Raw genomic sequence first — 23,628 nt, forward strand, 5'->3', positions numbered from 1 at the left:
TCAGGCCGCATCCTTGCGCGTCGCGTATTCGAGCGGTGACGGCGGCGTCGCGGCCTGCGGGGCAATCGCCGGCTGTATCGGCGCGACGCTAACCCCCGACGACGCGTAGCGATCGATCATCCAGGCGCAGAAATCGGCGAACTGCTGCGGGTCGCGTGGCGGGCTGGTGTGGTGCGGCGCGAGCCCCAGATGCTCGGGCGTGAAGCAGAAGGTGACGGTGACGTCGAAATCGGCGAGCGCCTCCATCTGGCGATCGAACCAGCCGATCGCATCGGGACGGAAACTGTCCGCCCACGACAGCCCGGTGCGAAGTTGGCGGGTGCCGAGCCGCTTCATCCACGCCACCGCTTCGTCGAGCCGCGGATCCTGATAATGGAACCACTGCATCAGCCCCATCTCGCGCGCGTACTTTGCGTAGACGTCGAGCGCGGGCTTGGGCGTGCCGTCGGGACGGATCAGCCCCATGTAGAAATGGCGGTAGTAGGACGAACCTTCCGCCTCGCGGTGGCGCGTCTCCGCGCCCCAATCCATCGGCAGGTCAAACAGCGAGTACCAGAAGATGCGCGGCACGCGGCCGATCAGCAGCTCCGCGGTGCGCTGCAGCCCGAAGACCTGCACCTCCTCCGCGCCGAACGAACCGACGCCGACTTCGGTGACCCAGACCGGCTTGTCGGGAACGACCGCCTCGATCTCGGCGACCTTGTCGGCCCAGGCGTGGATCGGCCACAGGTTCCAGTCGATCGGAAAGCCGTGCACCGCGACCACGTCAACCGCGTCGAGCACACCCTTGTCGCGCATGCGGTTCGTCCAATGCGGGTCGATCGGTGACATGCCGCCGAGCACGCGCGTCAGCCCCGGGTTGACGCTGCGGATCGCGGCGCCGGCCTTGATCACGGTTTCGGCGAAAACATCCCATTCGGGATCGAGCGCCGGATCCCAGTGCGACTTGTTGTTCGGCTCGTTCCAAATCATCGCGGCTTCGATCACGCGCGTGGCTCCCCCTTGGTCGGATAAACGGCGGCCGGACCCAATTGTGCATACGGCACCGGTGCGGTGCGGCACAGGAACACCTCGGGCTCCGGATTGGCGACGATCGCGAAGCCGGCGGCGCGCAGCATCGCCGCGCTGCCGGCGCGGTTGGGCGCCCACCAGTTGCTCCAATCGTCGGCGTAGCGATGCTCGATGAAGTGCATCTTCGGATAACCCGGATCGTCGAAGTAGCGCGGCTTCTCGAACGTGCCGGGCATGAAGAACGGGTGGTCCTCCGGCACCTCGGCGACGGCGTCGCTGCCCTGCTGCATCGTCTGGAACAGCAGCAGATCGTCGGCGACGTGCTCGCGGATCAGATCAAGCGCGAGCAGCGGATGGCGCAGGTGGTAGAGCACGCCCATGAAGATCACGAGATCGAACCGCTCGCCCAGCGCCGCCACCTGATAGACATCGAGATTGCGGAACTCGATCCCGTCGAAGCCTAGCGCGGCGCTGGCGAGGCGGGCCTGCGCGAGATAGCGTTCGTCGCTGTCGATGCCGACGACGCGCGCCGCCCCGCGCCGCTTCATCTCGATCGAGTAGAAACCCGCGTTGCAGCCGATGTCGAGCACCGACTTGCCGGCAAGATCGCGCGGCAGCGCATGCGCGAAACCGGCGAACTTGGCGCGGGGATAGTCCCCCAAAAAATGGTCGGGGGCGGTCTCGATGCCGCCGAGATCGATGTTGTGGAACCACGGGGCGAGCGCGGCGATATCGCTGGCGAGGTCGTCGCGGGCGGGGCCATCCCGCGTCTCGGCAAGTTTCATTCGGTGTTTTCGCCCCGCATCATACATCCGCATTTGTAGCGGCCAAGAATTGGCAGCAACAAAGCTTCGGTTCGGGGAACGTGCACTTTCTCGCGCCGTTCCGCGTTGCAAGCGGTTGTTTGATCTACATTAGTGAGTTCGTGCGGGAACCGTGATCGCGACGCATCGTAGTCGCCGGGATGGCGGGAGAGATGCAATCGTGGGCGCAGGCGATGCGGAATGGCCGCTATGCCGATGCCTGGGCGATCGAAGCCGCCACGATCGCCGGCCGCGACCCGGCGACGCGCGACGATCCCGCGCTGCCCTATCACCTGCGCTGGGTATGGGACGGGCGACCGGTCGACGGCTGCGACGTGCTGGTGCGCTGCTATCACGGGCTGGGCGACACGATCCAGTTCGCACGATACCTCCCACTGCTGGCGCGGCGCGCGCGTTCGGTGACGCTGGAGGTGCAGCCGAGCCTCGTCGGGCTGATGACGACGCTCGGCGCCGGACAGGTCGTCGCGTTCGATCCGGCCCGGCCGCTGCCGCCGGCCGAATGCGATATCGAGATCACCGAAATGCCCGGCGCGCTACAGGTGGCGCCGGACGCGTTCGCTGTGCCTTACCTCACCGCAGGGCCGGCGGCGCTGCCGCCCGGTACGATCGGGCTGTGCTACGCTGCGGGTGAATGGGACGCAGCACGCGCGCTGCCGGCGGACCTGCTCGCGCCGATGTGCGCACGTTACCCTTGCGTAACGCTGGTGGCGGAGCCGACCGATCTCGCCGTCCTGAACCCCGCCGGCTGCCCACACGACATGGCGGCGACCGCCGCTTTGGTGGCGGAATGCGCGCTGGTGATCAGCGTCGACACGATGATCGCGCACCTCGCCGGCGCACTCGGCCGCCCGCTGGCGCTGCTGCTCAAGGCGCAGCCCGACTGGCGGTGGGATCCCGAACGGCGCGACACGCCGTGGTATCCGACCGCGCGACTCTACGCGCAACCGCACGCGGGCGACTGGCCGTCGGTCATCGCCGCACTGATGCACGACCTTCCCAATAGCATTGCTCAGAGGAGAGCCGCCTGATGGCAGCGCTTGCCAGCCCGTCCGTCCCGGTTTCGTGGGGCGAACTGCTCGACAAGATGACGATCCTCGAGATCAAGCGGCGGCGCATCGCGCAACCCGCGGCGCACGCCAACGTCGTGCGCGAATACGAGGCGCTGCGCGACACCGCAGGCGCGGCGCTGCACGAGACGGCGGTGATCGACCTCATGGCCTCGCTGCGATCGGTCAACGAGGAATTGTGGGAGATAGAGGACGCGATCCGTGCGCAGGAAGCGGCGGCGCGGTTCGGCAGCCGCTTCGTCGCACTGGCCCGCTCGGTGTATCGCAAGAACGACGAGCGCGCCGCAATCAAGCGGCGGATCAATCTCGTCCTCGAATCCGATCTGGTCGAGGAGAAGAGCTACTGGTCGGCGAACTGAGACGGCCGCACGTTAAGCGTGACGAGGCGCAGCGCGCCGTGCTCGAGCGTCAGCCGGGTCAGGCTGCCGGGATCGCAGGGTAGCGCGAACATCCGGTCGAACGACAGGCCGAGCGCGCGGACGACCAGCCCGCGGATGATGTCACAGTGCGTGACGCAGAGCGTGGCGCGATCGTCGTCGGGCAGGGTGGCGAGAAACGCTGCCGCGCGGTCGACAGCCTCGGTCATCGTCTCCCCGCCGGGGCAGCGAAACCGATCGCGCTCGGCATTCCAGCGGTGCCAGGCGGGATCGCCGTCGAGCGCCTGAAACGATCGCCCCGCAAAGCGGCCGAAGTCGATCTCGTCGAGCGCCGGGGTGATGCAGGCGTCGCCGCCGAGTGCCGCCGCCGTCTCGCGGCATCGCTGACGCGGGCTGGTGTGGACGGCGGCGAGCGGCGTGCGGGCGAGCATCGTTGCGGCGGCGCAGGCCTGAGCATGACCGGCAGCGTTTAGCGCGATTTCCGACCGCCCGCTCAAGACTCGGCCGACTTCGTCATGCGTGCCGTGCCGAAGGAGGATGATCTCATGCGCCATGCGAGCGGGGCCTTCTTAGCGACATCCGTTGAGGATGGTTGAATTGCGCTAACGTAATGAAGTTGGGAACAAAGCTTTAGAAGAAGATGTTCTTACCATAAGAGCTTAGTTAAGTATAAACCAGATTATTGATTGAAATTAAGTTCAGTAACTTGGTGGTTAGTCGGAGGGGTGGGATTGTCCGAGCATATACTGATAACTGGTGGCGCTGGCTTCATCGGTCGGTTTGTTGCTGACGAACTGTTGCGGCGGGGCAACAAGATCAGGGTGCTCGACAGCTTGATCGAGCAGGTCCACGGCGAGACCGACGGCGCGCAGATGCTCAACGCCGAGGCCGAACTCGTCCGCGGCGACGTGCGCGACAAGGCGGCGGTGGCGCGTGCGCTCGACGGCATCGACAGCGTGATCCATCTCGCCGCCGAAGTCGGCGTCGGCCAGTCGATGTACGAGGTGGAGCGCTACACCTCGACCAACGACGTCGGCACCGCGGTACTGTTCGAGGCGCTGATCGACCATCCGGTGCGGCGCGTCGTCACTGCATCCTCGATGTCGATCTATGGCGAAGGGCTTTACCGCGACGCCGACGGCGAGCTGGTGCAGGACGCCGATCGCCCGGCGCTGCGCGACAATCAGGCGCAATGGGATCCCGTCGACGATCTCGGACGGCCGCTTGCGGCGGTGGCGACCCCCGAGTGGAAACGGCCCAACCTCGCCTCGATCTACGCGCTCAACAAATATGTGCAGGAGCGCACGACGCACATCATGACCAAGCCGTACGGCATTGAGGGCGTGTGTCTGCGGCTGTTCAACGTCTACGGGCCGGGGCAGGCACTCTCCAATCCTTACACCGGCGTGCTGGCGATCTTCGCCTCGCGCCTGCTCAACGGCCAGCAGCCGATGATCTTCGAGGACGGCGAGCAGCGGCGCGACTTCGTCCACGTGTCCGACGTGGCGCGCGCGTTCGCGGATGCGCTGGTGCTGCCGCAGGCGGCGGGCGGCACGTTCAACATCGGATCGGGGCATCACCGCTCGGTCCGCGACGTCGCGGCGTCCTTGGCGGGCGCGATGGGCAAGAACCAGATCCAACCGGAAATCGTCGGCAAGGCGCGGATCGGCGACATCCGCCACTGCTTCTGCGACACCACGCTCGCCGCTGACATGTTGGGCTTCCGCGCGACGCAGGACTTCGACCAGGGGCTGGCGGAACTTGCGGAATGGGTCGCGGTGCAGACCGCGCCCGATCGCGTGGCGCAAATGCGCGCCGAGCTCGAGGCGCGAGGGCTGGTGGCGTGACCGGCGGCGACCAGCCGATCCTCGTCACCGGCGGCGCGGGCTTCATCGGATCGAACCTCGTCGATCGGCTGGCGGGCGAGGGGCATCGCGTGATCGCCTATGACGCGCTGTCGCGGCCGGGCGTCGCGGGCAATCTCGAATGGCTGCAGTCGCGCCACGGCGACCGGATTGAGCCGATCGTCGCCGACATCCGCGACGAGGCGCGGCTCGCCGACGCGGCGGTGCGCGCGGGCGCGGTGTTCCACCTTGCCGGCCAGGTCGCGGTGACGACCAGCCTCGTCGATCCGCGCGACGATTTTTCGGTCAACATCCTCGGCACGCTGCATCTGCTCGATGCGCTGCGCACGCGGAACCCCGAAGCCCCGCTGATCTTCGCGTCGACCAACAAGGTGTACGGCGATCTCGCCGATCTCGACTTCGAACGCGACGGCGATCGCTACGTGCCGTCCGATGCGGCGATACGCGCGCACGGCATCGGCGAGGGTCGACCGCTCGATTTCCATACGCCCTACGGCTGCTCGAAGGGTGCGGCCGACCAATATGTGCTCGACTATGCGCGCAGCTACGGGCTGCGCACTGCGGTGCTGCGGATGAGCTGCATCTATGGGCAGCGGCAGATGGGCACCGAGGACCAGGGCTGGGTCGCGCACTTCCTGATCCGCGCGCTCGAAGGCAAGCCGATCACGCTTTATGGTGACGGGTGCCAAATGCGCGACATCCTCGATGTTGCCGACGCGGTCGATGCGTATCTCGCCGCATGGCATGCAATCGATCGCGTTTCCGGTCGGGCGTTCAACCTGGGCGGCGGGGCGGACAATGCCGTCAGCCTGCGCCAGTTGCTGGCGCATATCGGCGATCTCCTCGGGCGCGGGATCGACGTGACGTTCGAGGACTGGCGCGCGGGCGATCAGCGCTATTTCGTCGCCGATACGCGCGCCGCGCAGGCTGCACTCGGTCTAGGCGCGCGGCGAGAGTGGCGCGACGGCGTCGCGCGGCTGGCCCGGTGGCTGGCCGACGCACGCGGATTGGCGATCGCCGCGCCGCGCGAGGCGGCGGCGTGAACGCGCCGCTGCGACTGCTGATGACCGCCGACGCGCTCGGCGGCGTGTGGACCTATGCCGTCGATCTCGCGCGGGCGCTGCGCGGGCTCGACATCGAGACGGTGATCGCGGTGCTCGGGTCAGCGCCGGACGCGGCGCAGCGCCGGGCGGCGGGCGACCTGCGCATCGTCGATACCGGGCTGCCGCTCGACTGGCTGGCGGCGGACGCTGCCGCGGTACGCGCAGCGGCGCGATCACTCGCCGTGCTCGTCACCGCCGAAGACGTCGATCTGGTGCAGATCAACCAGCCCGCGCTCGCAGCCGAGCCGATGCCCGTTCCCGTCGTCGTGGCGGTGCACAGCTGCGTCGCGACATGGTGGGCGGCGGCAGGCGAGGGCGCGCCGCCGGCGGACTTTGCGTGGCAGACCGCACTTGTCGCCGAGGGCCTCGCGCGCGCCGCGGCCGTGGTGTGCCCGAGCGCGGCGTTCGCCGCGGACGTCGCGCGCGTTTATGACCTGCCGCAGGAGCCGCGCATCGTCCACAACGGGCGCTCCCCGCTGATGCGTGCGCCGCAACCCGTGGCCGACGTCGCCTTCACCGCGGGGCGGCTGTGGGATCGCGGCAAGAACGTCGCCGTGCTCGACCGTGCAGCGGCGCTGCTGCCGGTGTCGTTGCGCGCCGCGGGGCCGCTGGTGGCGCCGCACGGCGAGCGCGTGACGCTGGCGCATGCCGAGGCGCTCGGATCGCTGGAAGAGGCGGCGCTCGCCGGCGAGCTTGCGCGGCGCCCCGTGTTCGCGTCGGCCGCGCGCTACGAGCCGTTCGGACTGGCGGTGCTCGAGGCGGCGCAGGCGGAGTGCGCGCTGGTCCTTGCCGACATCCCGACCTTTCGCGAACTGTGGGACGGTGCGGCGACCTTCGTGCCGTGCGACGATGCCGCGGGTTTCGCCGACGCGATTAAGGCGTTGCTCGAAGATCCGGTGCGGCGCGCGGGGGCAGGCGACGCCGCTGCACAGCGCGCCGCGCGCTACAGCGTCGCGACGATGGCACAGGGGATGGCGGCGATCTATCGCGCGGTGGGGGTGCCGGCGGACGCGGCGGCGATGGCGCCGCGGGTGGCGGCATGAAAATCGCCTATTTCACGCACAGCCTGGCGTCGTGCTGGAACCACGGCAATGCGCATTTTCTGCGCGGCGTGCTGAGTGCGCTGATCGCACGTGGGCATGACGTGCGTGTTCACGAGCCGGCGGGAAGCTGGAGCCTCGACAATTTGCTGCGCGATCACGGCGAGGCGGGGCTGGCGCCGTATCGCGCAAGCTATCCCGAACTCTCCTCACACGTCTTCGCGCCGGCCGACGATCCCGCCGCACTGATCGACGACGCCGAACTCGTCATCGTCCACGAATGGAACGATCCGGCGCTGGTCGCGGCGATCGGCGCGGTTCGCACGCGGGGCGGGCGCTTCACGCTGTTGTTCCACGATACGCATCACCGCGCGGTGAGCGCGCCGCACGAGATGCAGGCGTTTGACCTTACCGGCTACGACGGGGTGCTGGCGTTCGGCGAGACGCTGAGCGCGGTGTATCGCGGCTGGGGCTGGGGGAACCGCGTGTGGACGTGGCACGAGGCTGCCGACGTTCGCCGCTTCCATCCGCCGGCAGAGGAGACCGCGCGCACTGGCTTGGTATGGATCGGCAACTGGGGCGACGGGGAGCGGACCGAGGAGCTCGAGACGTTCCTGTTCCGCCCAGCGCAGCGCGCCGCGCTGCCGCTCGACATCTACGGCGTGCGCTATCCCGACGCGGCGCGCGCGACGCTGGCGCGCTACGGCGTGCGGTATCACGGCTGGGCGGCGAACGCTGCGGCGCCGGGGATCTTCGCGCGGCATCTGGCGACGGTGCACGTCCCGCGCCGCTTCTACGCGACGATCCTGCCCGGCATTCCGACAATCCGCGTGTTCGAGGCGCTCGCCTGCGGCATCCCGCTGGTGTCCGCGCCGTGGGACGATGCCGAGGGGCTGTTCGCGCCCGGCGCCGATTACCTGACCGCCGCGACCGGCGAGCAGATGACGGCGCAGCTGGTCGCGCTTGCCGCCGATCCCGCGCTGCGCGCGGCGCTCGCCGCGCACGGCCTGAAAACGATCCGCGCGCGCCACACCTGCGACCATCGCGCGGACGAATTGCTGCGCATCGTCGCTTCCCTGACCAAGCCTTCGCTGGAGACTGCCGCGTGAAGATCGCCTTCTACGGCTCGAGCCTCGTATCGTCCTACTGGAACGGCGCGGCGACCTATTACCGTGGCATCCTCGGCGATCTCGCGCGGCGCGGATGGGACATCACCTTCTACGAGCCCGACGCGTTCGACCGGCAGCAGCATCGTGATATCGACGCGCCCGACTGGTGCCGCTCGGTCGTCTATCCGGCGACCGACGCAGGGCTGCAGTCGGTGCTGGCCGAGGCGCCGGCCGCCGACGTCGTCGTCAAGGCGAACGGCGTCGGCGTATACGACCGAGAGCTGCTCGAAGGCGTCGTGGCAGGTGCACGGCCTGGCGCGTTGAAGCTGTTCTGGGACGTCGATGCCGCCGCGACGCTCGACGAGATGCGCGGCGATGCGACACATCCCGTGCTCGCCGCGCTTCCCGATCTGGATCTGGTGCTTACCTACGGTGGCGGTCCGCCGGTGATCGATGCGTACGAGCAATTCGGCGCGGCGGCGTGCATCCCCGTCTACAACGCGCTCGATCCGGCGACGCACCATCCGGTGCCCAGCGACCCGCGTTTCGCGTGCGATCTCGCCTTCCTCGGCAACCGGCTGCCCGACCGCGAGGCGCGGGTCGAGGAGTTCTTCCTGCGCCCCGCCGCGTCGCTGCCCGATCGCGCGTTCCTGATCGGCGGCAATGGCTGGGAAACGAAGGCGATGCCGGCGAACGTTCGGCATCGCGGACACGTCTACACCGTCGAGCACAATGCCTTCAACGCGAGCCCGCTGGCGGTGCTCAACGTCGCGCGCGATTCGATGGCGAACGTCGGCTTCTCGCCGGCGACGCGGGTGTTCGAGGCGGCGGGGGCGGCGGCTTGCCTCATCACCGATGCATGGGAGGGGATTGAGCAGTTCCTCACCCCCAACACCGAAGTGCTGGTCGCGCGCGACGGGCAGGACGTCGCCGAGCATCTCGCCGCGCTGACGCCCGAGCGGGCGAAGGCAATCGGCGCGGCGGCGCTGGCACGCGTCAGCCGAGAGCATACGTACCGGCTGCGTGGCGCGCAGGTCGACGCGCTGCTGCGCGATCGCATGGCGCAGCGGGCGGAGGCGGCATGAAGCTCGTCGTCCTTGGCCTGTCGCTGTCGTCGTCGTGGGGCAATGGGCATGCGACCACGTTCCGTGCATTGCTGCGCGCCTTTGCCGCGCGCGGACACGACGTGCTGTTCCTCGAGCGCGACGTGCCCTGGTATGCGGCGCATCGCGACCTGCCCGATCCCGATTTCTGCCGGCTCGCCTATTATGCCGACCTTACCGATCTCGAACGCTGGCGCGGCGAGATCGCGGCGGCGAATGCGGTGATCGTCGGCTCGTACGTGCCCGATGGTGTCGCGGTGGCGCAGCGGGTGCAGGAATGGGCGGCAGGCACCACCGCCTTTTACGACATTGATACGCCGGTGACGCTCGCCAAGCTGGCGCGCGGCGACTTCGAATATCTGTCGCCCGACGTCATCCCGGGTTTCGACGTGTATCTGTCGTTCACCGGCGGGCCGACGCTGCAGCGGATCGAGCAGGACTACGCCGCGCCGGCGGCACGCGCGCTCTACTGCTCGGTCGACGCGGACGCCTATGCCCCAACCGGCGCGGCGAAGCGCTGGGACCTGTCGTACCTCGGCACCTACAGCCCCGATCGCCAGCCGACGCTCGAGCGGCTGCTGATCGAGCCCGCGCGGCGCTGCCCCGAACGCCGCTTCGTCGTCGCGGGGCCGCAATATCCCGACGATATCGATTGGCCAGCCAACGTCGAGCGGATCGAGCATCTGCCGCCCGCCGAGCACGCCGCCTTCTACTCGGCGTCGCGCTTCACGCTCAACGTAACGCGCGCGGACATGATCGCCGCGGGCTGGTCGCCATCGGTGCGGCTGTTCGAGGCGGCGGCGTGCGGCACGCCGATCATCTCGGATCGGTGGGACGGGATCGATGAGCTGTTCGCACCCGGCGAAGCGATCCTGCTGGCCGACGAGGCTGGCGACGTGATCGCCGCGCTGGCGCGCGACGCTGATGCCATCGGCCGCGCGGCGCAGGCGGTGGTGCTCGGCGGTCATACCGCGCGCCACCGCGCGGCCGAGCTCGAAACCTACCTTCGGGAAGCGGAAGGCCGCCCCGACACGCACGAAATCAAGCAATCAGGAGGGACAAGGATGGGCCGTGATCAAGGCGTCGCGCTGGTCGCGGGCGGGGCGGGCTTCATCGGCTCGCACCTGTGCCGCGCGCTGACCGAGCGGGGGCACGAGGTGATCTGCCTCGACAATCTGCAGACGGCGCGGCCATCCAACCTGCGGCTGCTGGAGGAGATGCCGGGCGTGCGCTTCATCGAGGCGGATGTCATCAATCCGCTGCCCGATGACGTGCTGGCGCAGGCGGCGCGGATCACGCGGGTGTACAATCTCGCCTGTGCCGCGTCGCCGCCGCAATATCAGGCCGATCCCGAGCATACGATGCTGACCAACGTCGTTGGCACGCATCACCTGCTGCGGCTTGCCGAGAAGGCCGGCGCGCGCTTCCTGCTGACGTCGACCAGCGAGGTCTACGGCGATCCCGAAATGCATCCGCAGCGCGAGGATTATCGCGGCTGGGTGAGCTGCACCGGGCCGCGTGCCTGCTACGACGAGGGCAAGCGCGCGGCGGAGGCGATGACGTTCGACTATGCGCGGATGCAGCGCGCCGATGTGCGCGTCGCGCGGATCTTCAACACCTACGGGCCACAGATGCAGCCCGACGACGGACGTGTCGTCTCGAACCTGGTGTGCCAGGCGCTGACCGGCGCGCCGATCACGATCCACGGCGACGGATCGCAGACGCGCAGCTTCTGCTACGTATCCGACATGGTTGACGGGCTGATCCGGCTGATGGAGGCCGATTGCAACCCGATGGAACCGGTGAACCTCGGCAACCCGACCGAGCTGACCGTCAACGAACTGCTCGAGATGGTGGTAGCGTTGACGGGCACGGCGCCCAAGGTCGACTATCTGCCGCTGCCGGTCGACGATCCGCGGCGCCGCAAGCCTGATATTTCGCGCGCAACGGCGCTGTTCGGCTGGGCACCGCGCGTCTCGATCCGCGAGGGACTAGCGATGACGTGCCGCTGGTTCAGCGAGGAGGTCGGCGCCGCGGCGCTGACGGCGCGGGTCGCCGCCTGAGGCGCCGCGCTAGACGCTGACGGGCGAAGCGACCTGGCCGGCGCTGCCGAAGATGCGCCGGTAGCGCGCGATTTCATCCGGGTCTCCCGTCGCCTTGGCGGGATTGTCCGATAGCTTGACGGCGGGGCGGCCGTTCGCACTCACGACCTTGGCGACGAGTGAGATCGCGTCGAGCCCGCGCGTGCCGTCAGGCGCGCAGCCGCGGAAATCGTTGGTGAGATTGGTGCCCCAGCCAAAGCTCATCCGCACGCGGCCGTCGAAGTGGCGGTAGGTCTCCTCGATCGACGCGACGTCCATGCCGTCGGAAAAGATCAGCAGCTTTTCCGCGGGATCGCGGCCGTGCGCGCGCCACCAGGCGATGATCTGCTCGCCCGCGTCGATCGGCGGCAGGCTGTCGGGGCGGAAGCCGGTCCAGTCGGCGACCCATGGGGGCGCGCCGGCGAGGAAGGCCGCGGTGCCGAACGCGTCGGGCAGCACGATCAGCAGGTTGCCGCCGTAATGCGCGCGCCATGCGTCGAGCACGCGATAGGGGGCGCTCGCGATATCGGCGTCGCTGTCCGCCAGCGCGGCGAGCACCATCGGCAGTTCGTGCGCGTTGGTGCCGATCGCCTCCAGATCGTTGTCCATCGCGAGGAGGACGTTCGACGTGCCGATGAAGCGCGGCCCGAGCCCCTCTTTCAGCGCCTCGACGCACCAGCGCTGCCACAGGAAGCTGTGGCGGCGGCGGGTGCCGAAATCGGACAGCATCAGATCGGGCAGGGTGCGCAGCCGCTCCACCTTCGCCCACAACTTCGCCTTGGCGCGCGCGTAGAGCACGTCCAGCGCGAACCGGCCCATGTCGCGCATCGCGGCGCGCGAGCGAAGTTCGTTGACGATCGTGAGCGCCGGGATCTCCCACATCGTCGTGTGCGTCCACGGCCCCTCGAAGCGCAGCTCGTACTGGCCGTCGACTCGGCGCAACGTATAAGGCGGCAATTGGAAGTGGGCGAGCCAGGCGAGGAAATCGGGCGCGAACATCCGCTGCTGGCCGTAGAAGCTATTGCCCGCGAGCCAGATCAGCTCCTTCTTGGTGAACCGCACGGTGCGCGCGTGATCGAGCTGCGCGCGCAGCTCGCCCTCGTCGATATCGTCAGCGAGGCGGACCGATGTAGTGCGGTTGATCAGCGCAAAGGTCGCCTGCACGTCCGGGTACAGGTGCCGGATCATCTGCAGCATCAGCAGCTTGTAGAAATCGGTATCGAGCAGGCTGCGGACGATTGGATCGAGCCGGAAACTGTGATCGTAGGTGCGGCTCGCGATATCGGTGACGGCCATCGATGTTCGTCCGGCGGGAGGGGCGGCGACGGGTGGCGGCGCACGGCCGCGGCGGCACGGTTGGTGCCGCGGCGAGGCGCGCTGATAGAGGCGTTATTCGCCGCCGCCGGCGGCGCGCTGCTGCGCGGCGCGCTCGGTAAGCGTCTTCAGCGTCTCGTCGAACCGGCCCTCGCGCTCGGCCTGGCGCAGGAACTGCACTTCGTCGACCAGGATTTCGCGCGGGGTGGGCTGCTGCGCGAATTGCGCCGCGACGGCATCGGCGAACGCATCGAGCGGCATATAGCCCGGCCGGTTGGCCTGCCCCGGCGTGAGGTCGGTCTGGACGCCCGGCGGCGCGAGCTCGATCACCTCGACCTTGCCAGCGAGCTGGGTGCGTAGCGAGACGGTGTACGAATGCATCGCCGCCTTGCTCGCCGAATAGGTCGGCGCGGCGACGAGCGGCACGAAGGCGAGCCCCGACGTGACGGTGACGATCGCGGCGTCGGGCTGGCGGGCCAGGTGATCGATCAGTGCGTCGGTCAGCCGGATCGGGCCCATGACGTTGATCGCCAGCGTCGCCGCGGCATCGGCGAGATCGCGCGGGGCGGTGAGATCCTCGAACTTCATGATCCCGGCGTTGTTGAACAGGACGTTGAGCGACGGGAAATCGGCGACGATCGACTTGGCGAACGTCGCCACCGCCGCGGCATCCTCGACGTCGAGCGTGCGCGTGTGGATCCGTTCGCGTCCCGCCGCGGCGCGATCGAGCGCTCCCTGGCGGCGACCGACGACGATCACCGTGTCGCCGCGATCGTGGAAGCGGTGCGCCAGCGCCTCGCCGATCCCGCTGCCGCCGCCCGTCATCAGGATGGTATTGCCGCTCGTCTTCATGCTGGTTGCTCCGCGGGGGATGGTGATGCCTGCGATAATGATCAGGCGGCGCGATCGTTCATCGCCAGAGGACCGAAGCGCGGCTTGTGGGCGCAGGGTGGAGGCAATAGCGTCGCGGGGCTGCACGAGGAGAAAAAGTGATGGCGCGGCGCCTGCTCGATCTGTCGATCACGCTCGACAACGAAACCGTCGCCGATCCGCCGGGAACGCAGCCCCGCATCAGCTACAGCGCGCATCACGATACCGTCGCGCAGATTGTGGCTTCGTTTCCTGGTCTGGCCGCGGCCGATCTGCCCGACGGGCAGGGCTGGGCCGTGGAGCGCGTCGATCTCTCGACGCACAACGGCACGCACATGGATGCGCCGTACCATTATCACGCGACGCAGGACGCGGCGCTTGCGGGCGGCGCCCGGCGTGCGATGACGATCGACGAGATCCCGCTCGACTGGTGCTGGCGTCCAGGCGTGAAGCTGGATTTCCGCCATCTGCCCGACGGCCACGTCGTCGGCAGCGCGGAGATCGCCGACGAACTGGAGCGGATCGGCTATCGGCTACAGCCGCTCGACATCGTGCTGGTCAATACCGCCGCGGGAGCGGCGTTCGGGCAGGCCGACTATGTCAGCCGCGGCTGCGGCATGGGACGCGAGGCGACGCTGTTCCTCGCCGGGCAGGGCGTCCACGTCGTCGGCACCGACGGCTGGTCTTGGGACGCGCCGTTCGTCCACACGGCGCGGCGCTGGCAGGAGACCGGCGACGCGTCGATCATCTGGGAAGGGCACAAGGCAGGGCGCGAGATCGGCTATTGCCAGCTTGAGAAGCTCGCCAACCTCGACCAGCTGCCGCCCACCGGGTTCGAGGTGATGTGCTTCCCGGTCAAGATCAAGGCGGCGAGCGCCGGCTGGAGCCGCGTCGTCGCGGTGCTGCCCGACTAAGCGCGCGCGTCTCGCGGGATCGGCTCAGTTCCCGCGATAGGTCGAGTAACCATAGGGGCTGACGACGACGGGGACGTGATAGTGGCCGCCCACGTCGGTGACGCGAATGGTGACGGTGATTTCCGGGAAGAACGGCGTGGCGGCGCGATCGGGATAGGCCGCCATGTCGAAATCGAGCCGGTAGTCGCCGGGCGTTAAGGTTTTGGGATCGCCGAAGCTGCGCACCCGGCCGTTCTGATCGGTGCGGCTGCTGGCGATCTTCTTCCAATCACCCGCGGGCGTGCGCTTCGACAGGACGACGGGAACGTCGCGGCCGCCGACGCCCCGGGCGAGGTCGAGCACATGGGTCGAGATTTCCGCGGCTGATGCCGGCGACGCGGCGACGGCGAGGGGGGCGAGTAGGGCGATCGGGGTGATCCGGTGGTTCATGGTGCGGTCTCTCGAAAGGCCGATCGGTCGATCGGGCGGCACCCCTGGCCGAACCAGATCGGCGGCGATGGAGCAAGACCGGCGTGTATCTCGCGTACCGTCGACCTGAGCAATAGCCGTGCCCTGTGCGCGGTTGCAGACCCGAACGCACGGGTGCAAGGGTCGCACGATGCTCGACACGCTCGCCCCGATCGCGGCCGAGGCCGGCGCGCTGCTGATCGCCCGCCGCCAGACGATCGCGGTGGCCGACGGCGCCACCGGCGGCTTGATCCTCGCCGGGCTGCTGACGGTACCCGGCGCGACGCGTTTCTGCCGCGGCGGCGGCGTGGTCTACTCGCTGCGCGGCCGCGACGTGCTGCTCGGGCTGCCGCGCGACGCTTATGCCGGCAAGGAATCGGTGACCGAGGCGTATGCGATGCTTCAGGCGGAGGCCATCCGCGTGCGGTTCGGCGCCGACTGGGCAGTGGCGGAGAGCGGGGCGGCAGGGCCCGACCGGCACCCGCGCGGCGCGCCGATCGGGCGCAGCTGCATCGCCGTCGCCGGGCCGGCCGGTGGCGTCGCGACGACGTTCGAGAGCGGGATCGAGGACCGGATCGCAAACATGGCGGCGTTCGCGCAGGCGGCGCTGCACTTCGTCGTCGACGTGCTCGACGCTGCGCCTACGCCGGACAGTGACGCGCGAGACTGAGGCAACCGGCTAGCGGTCGATCGATCCGAAGCAAGGTCGCGGGACGTGCCTCGTCGTCAGTTATGAAGGCCAAACACCGCTTCCGTCGGCCTGCGGAGCCGCCACCCCGCGTGGGACGGGTGGCGCCGTGGCTACCGTCGGCTATAGCCGGCGCGATCGGAGGGCGGGATGCAGGATTACGACGTGGTGATCGTCGGGGCGGGCCATGGTGGCGCGCAGGCGGCGATCGCACTGCGCCAGGCGAAGTTCGACGGCACGATCGCGGTGATCGGCGACGAGCCCGACCTGCCGTACGAGCGCCCGCCGCTGTCGAAGGAGTATCTCGCCGGCGACAAGCCGTTCGACCGCATTTTGATCCGCCCGGCGAGCTTCTGGCAGGAGCGCGGTGTCGAGATGCTGCTCGGCCGTGAAGTAACGGCGGTCGATCCGGTGGCGCATCGCGTCATGACGGCGGACGGCAAATCGTTTGGCTATCGCCACCTGATCTGGGCGACGGGCGGTGCGCCGCGTCGGCTGACGTGCGCTGGCCACGACCTTGCCGGCGTGCACACGGTACGCACCCGCGCCGACGCCGACCGGATGATGGCGGAGCTCGCCCATGTCGAGCGCGCAGTGGTGATCGGTGGCGGCTATATCGGGCTCGAGGCCGCAGCCGTGCTCGCCAAGTTCGGCAAGCAGGTGACGCTGCTTGAGGCGCTGCCGCGCGTGCTGGCGCGCGTCGCGGGGGAGCCGCTCAGCCGGTTCTACGAGGCCGAGCATCGCGCGTCCGGCGTCGATGTGCGGCTCGGCGTCGCAGTCGATTGCATTCTTGGGCGAGACGGCCGGGTGAGCGGGGTGCGCCTCGCCGATGGCGAGATCGTGCCGGCGGAGATGGTGATCGTCGGGATCGGCATCGTCCCCGCGGTCGCGCCGCTGCTCGATGCGGGTGCCGCTGGCGGCAGCGGCGTCGCGGTCGACGCGCAGTGTCGCACCAGCCTTGCTGACGTGTTCGCGATCGGGGACTGCGCGCTGCACGCCAACGCTTATGCCGACGGCGCGGCGATCCGGCTCGAATCGGTGCAGAACGCCAACGACCAGGCGACCGTCGTCGCCAAGACGATCGCTGGGCAGGACGCGGCCTATCACGCCGTGCCGTGGTTCTGGTCGAACCAATATGACCTGAAGCTGCAGACGGTCGGGCTTTCGTCCGGCCACGACGCCGCGGTCCTCCGCGGCGATCCGGCGACGCGCAGCTTCTCGCTGGTCTATCTGAAAAAGGGCCGCGTCATTGCGCTCGACTGCGTCAATGCAGTCAAGGACTATGTCCAGGGTAGGAAGCTGGTCGAGAGCGGCGCGGTCGTCGCGCCGGAGCGGCTGGCCGACGCGACGGTACCGCTAAAGGAGATGTAGGCCGCGCCGCCGAGCGCTTACATCGCGTTCAGCCCGCGGCTGCTTTCGGCGCTTCGCCGTTCCAGGTGGCGAGTGATGCGAGGAAGGTGTCGACCGGGACGGGACGGCTGACGTGATAGCCCTGGACGTAGTCGCATCCCAGTCCGCGCAAGAATTCGAGCGTCGCCGCATCCTCGACGCCCTCGGCAACGACGGTCAGCTGCATCTGATGCGCAAGGTCTAACGTCGATTTGACGAGCAGCGCGTCCTGCGGCCGGGTGCGTGCGTGCTGGACGAAGCTGCGGTCGATCTTCAATTCGTTGAGCGGCAGGTTGCGCAGATAGGTAAGCGTCGAGCGACCGGTGCCGTAATCGTCCATCGACACCGCGATGCCGCGCGCGCGATAGCCGTTGAGCGTCGCGATCGCACGGTCGGGATCGGACATCGCCGCGCTTTCCGTTACCTCGAAGATCAGCGCCGTGGGCGGCACGGCGGCGGCATCGAGCATCCGATCGACCTGCGCGTTGAAAGCCGCGTTCGACAGCAATTTGGCCGAGATGTTGATCGCGGCGGTGAGATCATGGCCCTCGCGGCGCCAGCGGGTGATATCGGCAAGAACGGTTTGGAGGACGTAGAGCGTCAGCGACACGATCCGATCAGCCTGTTCGGCGAGCGGAATGAAGACGTCAGGCGCGATGAACCCGCGTGTCGGGTGGTGCCAGCGGACCAGCGCCTCGGCGCTGCGCACGCGTCCCGTGGAAAGGTGCAGCTTGGGCTGATAGTGGACCGAGACATGGCCGGCGGCGATCGCATCGTCGAGTTCGCCCATCAGCGAAACCGAGCGTTCGAGCGCGTCGCGATTGGTGATGCCGCCGTGCCAGAATTCGTTCGCCGCGGTGGCCTCGTCCGCCGCCACGGCAGCGGTGGAGAAGCATTCCGCGATCGTCGCGCCCGTCGCGGTGCCGATCACCGCCGCAACGTCGATCTTGCGGCCGGCGACTTCGACCGGTTCGATCAGAATGGCGCGCAGCCCGGCGACCAGATCCTCTTCGGGTTGCTCGCTCGACAGCGCGAAGGCAAGCCGATCGCTGCGCACGCGATAGACCACGCCGTCGGCGGATGCGAGGCGCAAACGCTCGGTAATCCGGACGATCGCCTGTGCGAGATCGATAGGGGTCAGAATCGCAGCGAGGCCGTTGTAATTGGTCAGTTGGACGACACCGATCGCACCGATCGGGGCCGCAGCGCGTTCGAGCAGTGCGCGTTCGTTGGGCAACGCCGTCGCGCTGTCGGTCAGCTGCTCCTCGCGGAAGCGATGGCTGACGATCTGCGCGAGTGACAGCATCAGCACGACCGTCAGCATCCCGATGCCGATGCCGAGCGGATAGTGGACGAGGAACCGGTGCTGCGCGATCAGCACCGCCGCCGCGAGAAGTGCCGTCGCGCCGGCGAAGGCCGCCACCGCTGTTACCCACCGCCGAGCGCGGGCGATCGGCAGCGCGAGGACGAGCGCGAGCATCAGGACGGCAACCGGGCCGCCGCGGACGGGGACGCCTGCCAGCAGCGTCTCCGCGGCGAGCGCCTGGATCACCACACCGGGAAGGACGCCGGCATAGGTTGCGGCATAGCGATCCCCCATCTCGATCGCCGTCGCACCGATCAGCACGTTACGGTCGCGGATCAGCGCGGGGTTGAAGCGGCCGCTCGCGAGCGCGGCGAAGCTCAGCCGCGGCACGCTGTCAGGGCGGATCGAGAAGTCGATCGGGTAGGTCGCGTCCGCGGTGCCGGATCGGCTGGCGATATAGGCCGAGAGTGTCGGGCGCGGCGTCGCTGCCGTCGTCGTTGCGAGCGGCATGTCGCGGACCAGGCCGTCGACATCGGGCTGAATGCTGACGGAGGCGAGTGCGGCGTGCGGGCGGAAGGCCGCGGCTGGCAACGAGTCGATTAGGCGCGCCTCACCGGTCTGCGCCTGCTGGCTGAACGTGGGCAGTGCGACGAGGCCGCCCGATCGGGCGAGCGCGCCCGCCAAGATCGCGTCGTCTTGCGGATCGGACCGGGCGGAGAGGTCGACGTCGAACACGATCGACGCGGCACCGGCACGGCGAAGCCGATCGATCGCGCGCGCATAATGGCGCCGCGGCCATGGCCAACGACCGACCGCCGCCATGCTTGCCGCGTCGAGTTCGACGACCACGACACGCCCACTCGCATCGTGCCCGTTCGCGGCGAAGCGCAGCGGCTCCAGCCCGCGCTCGAACCGGCCGCCGACCGTGCCCGTCATCATCAGCGCGCCGGCGAGCACGGCGGCGAGCATGATGAGCCAGATCCGCAGCCGCGTGCGCATCAGAAGGCGCGTGCGAGCCGCAGCGATACGCGGGGGTTGCGGTTGCCCGTGTCGAAGCGATCGGCGTTCAGCGGCAGTGCGACCTCGACCAACCAGTCGAAGCGCCCGGTACCGACGCGCGCGCCCGCGCCGGTCGAGGCGAGCGAGCCGCCGCCGAAGCTCTGACGCAAATTGTCGACCATCCCGCCGTCGACGAACCCGTAGAGCTGCGCACGATCGATGACGTCACCGATCAGTCGCCCGGCGTCGTAGCGCACCTCGAGCGAGCCGAGGATGCCCTGATCGCCGGTCCGCTCGGCATAGTCGTACGCGCGCGCGAACGCCGGGCCGCCGACGCCAAGTTCCACGGCCGCCAGCAGCGGGCGCGAAGCGACTTGCCCGGCGGTGGCTAGGTTGACGCTGACGCGCGGGGCGAGCGGGCGGACCCAATCGAGCGCATAGGTGGCGCTGACGAAGCTTGCGTCGCCATCAATCCGCGAGGCGAGCGGGGTGCCTTCACGCGTGGTACCGTCGAACGGCAGGCCGGCGGTAGCCGTCAGTTCCGCGCGCAGCACGCCGCCGCCGAACACGGAGGTGCCGTTGAACGTGCCGGCGAGCGTCGACAGCCGGTCGCGGCGCAGCGTCCGCCCGGCGATCATCTGATTGCTGCCGAGCGCGCGAAGTTCGAGCCCCGCCCACCAGCTCTGGCTACGGGTACGGACGACCGGCTGTTGCACCGCGATCGCCGCGTCCGCGCTGCGGCCGACGACGTCGAGCGCGGCGAGCGCGCCGCCGGGTTCGGACCGGGCGAGCGATCCGGCGATCGAGACGATCGTGCCGGACGCCGTCAGCGGCGCGGTGTAGCGCGCACGCAGAAAGGCGAATTCGGACAGCTGCAGCGGCGTCTGCGAGGCGATCACGGCGAATTCGTCGCCGTCCTGCGCGATCCCGCGCAGGCTGGCGAGCAGCGTGGAGCGGATCGGACCGACTTCCTTGCTGCCGCGATTGTCGATCTGGACATAGGCGCTTGCCGGATCGGCATCGATCGTGACGAGGAGGATGCCGAAGCCATCTTGGCGGACGAAGCGGGTATCGACGACGCGCACGCCGGGGAGATCGCCGACGAGCAGCAGCGCGCGTTCAAGATCGCGCTGGCGCACGCCCTGGCCGCGGCGCAGCGCGCGGGCGAGGATACGGTCGGCCGCCGCGTTGCTCTTGCCGATGACGCGGACGGCGTCGATGCGGCCAAGGTCGATCGTTACGCGTAGGACGCCATCGGTAAGCGGTTGCGCCGGGATTGTGGCAGTCGCGAACGGATAGCCACGCGCGCGGGCGACCGCGGCGATGCGGTCCGCGGCCTGTGCGAGGCCATCGCGCCCGAGCTCTTGCCCGGTGATCGCGGCGATCGCCTCCGCGAAGGCGTCGAGCGGGATGGGTGCCTGGCCGTTTATCGTGACCGCGCGGATCACGCCGGTGATCGGCGGCACGGCGGCCTGATCGACCGGCGGCGCGGCCGGCGCTTGCGACGGCACGGGTGCCGGCGTGGCGACCTGTGGCAGCGTTCGCTGGATCACGGTCGGATCGGCGCGATCGAGCACGACCTGCGCCGCCGCGCCCGTTGGCATCGCTACCGATGCGATCATCGCCAATACCTTCGGCGAACCCATTCAACACGCTCCCTGATGCCAATGGCGAGCGATCGCAGCGAAAGATTGGAAAAGCGTTAGCGCGGCCGGAAAAGGTGAATGCGGCATTCACCACGCGCACCAAGCGGACCGAAACCTATCCGCGCCATGCCAGCCTGGTGAGTGGCGCATTCGGCGCGCCGGGGAGCAGAAGTTATGCGCAGGTTTGTCCTGGCAATGTTGTGCGCGACCACGTCGTCGGCAGCGATCGCCGGCCCCGCCGGGTGGACGGTGAGCGAGGCATCGGGCCCCGTCACGATCGCCCGCAGCGGGATCAGCAAGGTCGCAACGCGCGGCGTCGGCGTTAGCGCCGGCGACGTCGTGACGACGGGGCGCGGGGGCCGCGCGGTGCTGGTGCGCGGCAGCGAGTTCATGATGGTCGCGCCCGCATCGCAGCTGCGCCTGCCCAGCGAGCCGCAGGCATCGGGCGTGACGAAGCTGTTCCAGGATTTCGGCAACGTCGTCTTCATGATCAAGAAGAAGATGACCCCGCATTTCGAGGTGCAGACGCCGTACCTCGCCGCCGTGGTGAAGGGCACGACCTTCTCGGTCGGCGTCGCGTCCGGCGGCACGTCGGTGCAAGTGCTTGAAGGCGCAGTGGACGTGGCCACGATCGACGGGCGCGCGCACGACATGCTGACGCCCGGCGCGATCGCAATGGTCTCCGCCACCAACCGCTTCCGCATGACGATCGAGGATGCGGGGCGCGTGCGTGTGGTCGAATCGCCGGCAGCGGCGGACGTGCAGCCGACGCCGGATGGGGCGGCGACACCCGCTACCGGCGAGGCGGCCACGGCGACGCCTGCGGTAGCGACGAGTGATGCTGTCGCTGGTGACGCGCCACCGACGCTCGTCGCGGCGAGCGCGAGCAGCGCGGTGGTGGCGGTTGCGGCTGATGCGGTGGTGGTGCCTGCGGTCGTCTCGGCACCGGTTGTGCCGGCGCTGGCAGAAGCGGTTTATTCGGCGCCGACCTCGCTTGCCGCGACGACGGGCGGGCTGGTGACTGGGTCGATCGGCGGCGACATCGCGGTCGTTGCCGCGGCGACCAAGCAGGCAGTCGAGGTGACCGTGACGACGACCAAGGTCGTCGAATCGGCGGCGGCCATTATCGCGGCGCAGGCCGTATCGACGGGCGCGAGCGAGGCGGCGAAGAAGGCCGAGGTCGATGCCAGCGCAGCCGCCAAGGCGAAGGCCGAGAGCGAGCGGGTGGCACAAGTCGCTGCGGCGGAGGCGACCGCCGCGAGCGAGAAGGCGGCAGCCGCGCAGGCCGCGCAGGAGCAGAGTGCGGCGACGAAGCTCGCCGCCGATGCCGCAGCGGCGAATGCTGCGCGCGCGGCGGCCGCGGCGAACGAACAGGCGGCGGCGGCCGATGCCGAGCGACAGGCGCGCGCCGCCGCCGAAGTCCAGGCGCGGCAGGAGGCAGCGTCTGCCGCAGCGGCGGCAGCCGAGGCGAAGCGGGCGGCCGACGCGGCGGCAGCGGCGGAGACGGCGCGCGCCGCCGCGGCGAGCGCAGCAGCGGCCGACAGCGCTGCGGCCGCCGATCGGGTGGCGCGCGAGGCAGCGGCGGCCGAGGCCGAGCTTGCCCGGCAGCAGGCTCAGAAGGCCGCAAGCGATCAGGCCGCGCGCGATGCGGCGGCAGCGGCGGCGAAGGCGGCAGCGGACGCCGAGCGTGCGAACGATGCACCGGCACGCGCCGCGGCGGAGAAGGCGGCGCGCGACGCGGCGAAGGCGGCCGAGGATGCCGCGCGTCAGGCGGAGCAGGCCGATAAGGCGGCGCGCGACAAGGGTGCAAAGGACGCCGAGAAGGCGGCCGCGGAAGCGGCGGCGCGTGCGGCCAAGGAGGCCGAGAAGGCCGCACGCGATGGAGCCGACAAGGCGGCTGGCGATGCGGCGAGGGAGGCGGATAAGGCCGCGAAGGACGCCGAGAAGGCAGCCGAAAGGGCCGCCAAGGCAGCGGAAGACGCCGCGCGGGCAGACGCCGACAAGTCGGCCAAGGAAGCCGAAAAGGCAGCACGCGACGCGGCGTCGGAGAAGGCCGCAAAGGACGCCGAAAAGGCCGCAAAGGAAACCGAGAAGGCGGCGCAGGACAAGGCGGCGCGCGACGCGGAGAAGGCCGCCAAGGACGTCGAGAAGGCTGCGGCGAAGGCCGCCGACGATGCCGCAAAGGAGGCCGAGCGCATCGCCAAGGATGCGCAGAAGGCCGCCGAGGAAGCAGCAAAGGCATCGAGAAAGGATGCCGAGAAGGCCGCCAAGGACGCCGGCAAACAGGCCGAAGAGGCGGCCAAGAAGCTCGAGGACGCGCTGAAGGACAAGAAGAAGTGAGAGGCCCCCGGCGCAATGCGTCGGCATCCGCCGCGCATCGCTGCGATCGGGTCTGATCGCTTCGGCTGATCGGGCCGACCTGTCGGGCGACGCCCGGTGTGCCTCGCCCTAGCGGTTGGCAACCTACCGATCACC

At 69.2% G+C, this 23,628-nt stretch carries 20 protein-coding genes; 12 read left to right on the top strand and 8 right to left on the bottom strand.

What is annotated here, in order from left to right; all coding sequences use genetic code 11:
- Together B7L05_RS13225 and B7L05_RS13230 are read right to left on the bottom strand one after the other, a co-directional pair.
- On the bottom strand, window positions 1-987 hold the full coding sequence (locus B7L05_RS13225; protein ID WP_085810763.1) for a beta-xylosidase: 987 nt from the start codon (window positions 985-987) through the stop codon (window positions 1-3).
- Window positions 984-1,796, bottom strand: a complete 813-nt coding sequence (locus B7L05_RS13230; protein ID WP_085810764.1) for a TIGR04290 family methyltransferase — start codon at window positions 1,794-1,796, stop codon at window positions 984-986. The genes B7L05_RS13225 and B7L05_RS13230 overlap by 4 nt, the downstream gene beginning before the upstream one ends.
- Window positions 1,797-1,987: 191 nt before the next feature.
- Here B7L05_RS13230 and B7L05_RS13235 point away from each other — a divergent pair, with 191 nt between their 5' ends.
- Window positions 1,988-2,863 (top strand): glycosyltransferase family 9 protein, encoded by an 876-nt coding sequence (locus tag B7L05_RS13235; RefSeq protein WP_256926729.1) that lies wholly within the window; start codon window positions 1,988-1,990, stop codon window positions 2,861-2,863.
- Window positions 2,863-3,261 (top strand): DUF6165 family protein, encoded by a 399-nt coding sequence (locus B7L05_RS13240; protein ID WP_085810766.1) that lies wholly within the window; start codon window positions 2,863-2,865, stop codon window positions 3,259-3,261. The genes B7L05_RS13235 and B7L05_RS13240 overlap by 1 nt, the downstream gene beginning before the upstream one ends.
- Here the strand turns inward: B7L05_RS13240 and B7L05_RS13245 are convergent.
- Window positions 3,243-3,833: a histidine phosphatase family protein gene (locus B7L05_RS13245; RefSeq protein ID WP_085810767.1), complete on the bottom strand. Its 591-nt coding sequence runs from the start codon at window positions 3,831-3,833 to the stop codon at window positions 3,243-3,245. The genes B7L05_RS13240 and B7L05_RS13245 overlap by 19 nt on opposite strands.
- A gap of 171 nt (window positions 3,834-4,004) precedes the next feature.
- Here B7L05_RS13245 and B7L05_RS13250 point away from each other — a divergent pair, with 171 nt between their 5' ends.
- Genes B7L05_RS13250 through B7L05_RS17845 form a run of 6 tightly spaced genes read left to right on the top strand, consistent with a single transcriptional unit; the run spans window position 4,005 to window position 11,562 of the window.
- Window positions 4,005-5,126: an SDR family NAD(P)-dependent oxidoreductase gene (locus B7L05_RS13250; protein WP_256926730.1), complete on the top strand. Its 1,122-nt coding sequence runs from the start codon at window positions 4,005-4,007 to the stop codon at window positions 5,124-5,126.
- Complete coding sequence (locus tag B7L05_RS13255; RefSeq protein WP_256926731.1) at window positions 5,123-6,187, top strand: NAD-dependent epimerase/dehydratase family protein; 1,065 nt, start codon at window positions 5,123-5,125, stop codon at window positions 6,185-6,187. Before B7L05_RS13250 ends, B7L05_RS13255 begins: the two co-directional genes overlap by 4 nt.
- The gene (locus B7L05_RS13260) at window positions 6,184-7,290 is read left to right on the top strand and encodes a glycosyltransferase family 4 protein (RefSeq protein ID WP_256926732.1); all 1,107 of its coding nucleotides are present in this window, start codon (window positions 6,184-6,186) and stop codon (window positions 7,288-7,290) included. Before B7L05_RS13255 ends, B7L05_RS13260 begins: the two co-directional genes overlap by 4 nt.
- Window positions 7,287-8,396: a glycosyltransferase gene (locus B7L05_RS13265; RefSeq protein WP_085810770.1), complete on the top strand. Its 1,110-nt coding sequence runs from the start codon at window positions 7,287-7,289 to the stop codon at window positions 8,394-8,396. Before B7L05_RS13260 ends, B7L05_RS13265 begins: the two co-directional genes overlap by 4 nt.
- Window positions 8,393-9,481 (top strand): glycosyltransferase, encoded by a 1,089-nt coding sequence (locus B7L05_RS13270; protein WP_085810771.1) that lies wholly within the window; start codon window positions 8,393-8,395, stop codon window positions 9,479-9,481. The genes B7L05_RS13265 and B7L05_RS13270 overlap by 4 nt, the downstream gene beginning before the upstream one ends.
- Window positions 9,478-11,562 carry a bifunctional glycosyltransferase/UDP-glucuronate decarboxylase gene (locus B7L05_RS17845; protein ID WP_085810772.1) on the top strand — a complete coding sequence of 695 codons (2,085 nt, stop codon included), beginning with the start codon at window positions 9,478-9,480 and terminating at the stop codon, window positions 11,560-11,562. The genes B7L05_RS13270 and B7L05_RS17845 overlap by 4 nt, the downstream gene beginning before the upstream one ends.
- Before the next feature lie 9 nt (window positions 11,563-11,571).
- Here B7L05_RS17845 and pncB read toward each other — a convergent pair whose 3' ends face one another.
- Entirely contained in the window at window positions 11,572-12,876 is a 1,305-nt protein-coding gene (gene pncB / locus B7L05_RS13280; protein WP_085810773.1) for a nicotinate phosphoribosyltransferase, read from the bottom strand.
- Window positions 12,877-12,969: 93 nt separating this feature from the next.
- Window positions 12,970-13,746 (bottom strand): SDR family oxidoreductase, encoded by a 777-nt coding sequence (locus B7L05_RS13285; protein ID WP_085810774.1) that lies wholly within the window; start codon window positions 13,744-13,746, stop codon window positions 12,970-12,972.
- Window positions 13,747-13,886: 140 nt separating this feature from the next.
- Between B7L05_RS13285 and B7L05_RS13290 the strand changes: the two genes are divergently transcribed.
- Window positions 13,887-14,678: a cyclase family protein gene (locus tag B7L05_RS13290; protein WP_085810775.1), complete on the top strand. Its 792-nt coding sequence runs from the start codon at window positions 13,887-13,889 to the stop codon at window positions 14,676-14,678.
- A gap of 24 nt (window positions 14,679-14,702) precedes the next feature.
- On the opposite strand, the gene uraH is transcribed toward B7L05_RS13290, so the two are convergent.
- Window positions 14,703-15,107: a hydroxyisourate hydrolase gene (uraH, locus tag B7L05_RS13295; protein WP_085810776.1), complete on the bottom strand. Its 405-nt coding sequence runs from the start codon at window positions 15,105-15,107 to the stop codon at window positions 14,703-14,705.
- A gap of 169 nt (window positions 15,108-15,276) precedes the next feature.
- Here uraH and B7L05_RS13300 point away from each other — a divergent pair, with 169 nt between their 5' ends.
- Together B7L05_RS13300 and B7L05_RS13305 are read left to right on the top strand one after the other, a co-directional pair.
- Window positions 15,277-15,795, top strand: a complete 519-nt coding sequence (locus tag B7L05_RS13300) for a CinA family protein (RefSeq protein WP_085810777.1) — start codon at window positions 15,277-15,279, stop codon at window positions 15,793-15,795.
- 168 nt (window positions 15,796-15,963) lie between these two features.
- Entirely contained in the window at window positions 15,964-17,184 is a 1,221-nt protein-coding gene (locus B7L05_RS13305; RefSeq protein ID WP_085810778.1) for an NAD(P)/FAD-dependent oxidoreductase, read from the top strand.
- Window positions 17,185-17,212: 28 nt separating this feature from the next.
- Here the strand turns inward: B7L05_RS13305 and B7L05_RS13310 are convergent, their stop codons facing one another.
- On the bottom strand, window positions 17,213-19,507 hold the full coding sequence (locus B7L05_RS13310; RefSeq protein ID WP_085810779.1) for a bifunctional diguanylate cyclase/phosphodiesterase: 2,295 nt from the start codon (window positions 19,505-19,507) through the stop codon (window positions 17,213-17,215).
- Window positions 19,507-21,153, bottom strand: a complete 1,647-nt coding sequence (locus B7L05_RS13315; RefSeq protein WP_085810780.1) for a ShlB/FhaC/HecB family hemolysin secretion/activation protein — start codon at window positions 21,151-21,153, stop codon at window positions 19,507-19,509. Before B7L05_RS13315 ends, B7L05_RS13310 begins: the two co-directional genes overlap by 1 nt.
- Window positions 21,154-21,327: 174 nt before the next feature.
- Between B7L05_RS13315 and B7L05_RS13320 the strand changes: the two genes are divergently transcribed.
- Entirely contained in the window at window positions 21,328-23,493 is a 2,166-nt protein-coding gene (locus B7L05_RS13320) for a FecR family protein (protein WP_085810781.1), read from the top strand.
- The last annotated feature ends 135 nt before the right edge of the window (window positions 23,494-23,628 follow it).

The organism is Sphingomonas sp. TZW2008 (assembly GCF_002117915.1).
Classification (GTDB): Bacteria; Pseudomonadota; Alphaproteobacteria; order Sphingomonadales; family Sphingomonadaceae; genus Sphingomonas.